General features: G+C 68.6%; 1 protein-coding gene. It reads left to right on the top strand.

Annotated features, from left to right (window positions below; all coding sequences use genetic code 11):
• Positions 1 to 11: 11 nt before the first annotated feature.
• On the top strand, positions 12 to 2,162 hold a 2,151-nt coding region (locus LzC2_RS21215), incomplete at its 3' end, for a VIT and vWA domain-containing protein (RefSeq protein WP_171190016.1).

Genomic DNA, 2,162 nt, shown 5'->3' with positions numbered 1-2,162 from the left:
CGGACACACCGATGTTCCGCCCCCCGCCCCGTCCGCCGATTCTCCTGAGAACCCTGCCGGCGCTGCTGGCCGCCGCCTGCGTCGGATGGCTGACGCCGACCGCCTCGGCTCAGGCTCTTCTAGAGCTGACCGACGCTCCCCGCCCCGGGTTCCCCTCGACGTGGGAGGTGACGGAACTGACGGCCCACGCGGACGTGACCGGTCAGTCCGCGTCGGTGCGGCTCTCTCAGACCTTCAAGAACGTCGGTTCGCAACCGCTGGAAGCCCGGCTGCTGTTCCCCGTCCCGCCGAACGCCGCGGTCCGGGAACTCACGCTGCTGGTCGACGGCAAGGAACTGACCGGCACGCTCCAAAAGGCCGGCGAGGCCCGGGAGACCTACGAAGCGATCGTCCGCCGCAACCGCGACCCCGCCCTGCTGGAGTACGCCGGGTACGGCCTGTATCGCACGAGCGTCTTCCCGATCCCTCAAGGGGCCAGCCGTACGGTGCAGCTTCGCTACACCCAATTGCTGGGGGTCCGCGAGGGGTTGGTCGATCTCACCCTGCCGGTCGGTTCCGCGGGGTCGAACGGCGTCGGGGCGAAGAAGGTTGAAGTGACGGCCTCCGTGACCACGGAATCGCCGCTGAAGGTCGTCTACAGCCCGACGCACGCGATGGACGTCGAACGGCCGACCGACAAGACGGCCTCCGCCAAGCTCTCGCTGACGAACGTGTCCGGCCGTGAGGACGTGCGGCTGCTGTTCGGCACCGCCGAAGGGCTGGTCGGTCTGAACGTCCTGACGTTCCGCGACCCGGATGCGGAATCCGCCGAGGGCGACGAGAAAACCGCGGACGACGACGGCTTCTTTCTGCTGCTGGCCGCGCCCGAGGTGCCCAAGCCGGACGCCGCCCCGCCGGCACGTTCGATCGTGCTGGTCGTCGACACCTCCGGCAGCATGGCCGGCGAGAAGATGGAGCAGGCCCGCAACGCCGCGTCGTTCATCGTCGGACGCTTACGGGAGAGCGACACGTTCAACGTGATCGCCTACAGCAGCACCGTCACGAGCTTCCGCCCGGAGATGGAGAAAGGGAACGCCGACGGCCGCAAGGCCGGTCAGGCCTTCGTCGCGAACCTTCGCAGCGGCGGCGGCACCGACATCAACGGCGCCCTCACGAAGGCGCTCGACATGATTCCGCGGTCTTCGAAGGACGGGGCCGGCGATCGTCCGACATATCTCCTGTTCCTCACGGACGGCAAGCCGACCAGCGGCGTCACGGACGAGCAGCAGATCGCCAAGAACGTCGCCGCCGCCAACGACGCTGGCGATCAAGACGTGAAGGCCCGGATGTTCACCTTCGGCGTCGGCTACGACGTCAACGCCCGGTTGCTCGATCGTTTGTCCAATGGCGGCCGCGGCGTTAGCGCCTACGTCGCTCCGGAGGAGGACGTCGAAGCCGCCGTCTCCGATCTCTATGCGAAAATCGCCGCCCCGGTGCTGACGGACCTCGTTCTGGACTTCGCCCGCAAGGGCAATGCGACCGGCGCCGCGCTGAACCGCATCCTGCCGACCGATCTGCCGGACCTGTTTTCCGGTCAGCAACTGTCGATCGTCGGGCGGTACGCCGGCGGGAAGAAGAATCTGAAGGGCACGTTCACCCTGACCGGAACCTCGACCGGGTCGGACGGCGAGGAACTCAGCTTCAGCCTGCCTGTCACGCTGCCGGCGGACTCGGACGACTCCGCGGACTTCCTGCCCGCCCTCTGGGCGACCCGGCGGATCGGCGAATTGCTGGATCGAATCGACCTCGACGGCGAGAACCCCGAACTGGTGGAGGAACTCGTCGCTCTCTCCACGCGCTACGGCATCCTCACCCCCTACACCGCATTTCTCGCGGAGGAAGAGGTACGGCTGGACGCCCTCGCGTTGAACCGGGGGATGGCGCGTCGCCGTCTGAACGAGAGCCTGGCCCGAACCGACGGCGCCTTCGGCATCAGTCAGCGGGCCGGCAAGCAGGCGTTCAAGAGCAGCGGACGGGCGGCCGACGCGGCGGAGAGTTCCCGCCTGTTCAGCGTCGGTGGATCGCCCGCGCCGCCGGTCCCGGCGGCGCCCTCCAGCGGTGGCGTTGGAGGTGGCCTCGGCGGCGGCGGCTTTGGTGGGGGCGGCGGATTCGCCGGCCGTGGC

It is taken from the genome of Alienimonas chondri (genome assembly GCF_013036045.1).
Lineage (GTDB): Bacteria > Planctomycetota > Planctomycetia > Planctomycetales > Planctomycetaceae > Alienimonas > Alienimonas chondri.
This window is presented reverse-complemented; position numbering and strand designations above follow the sequence as displayed.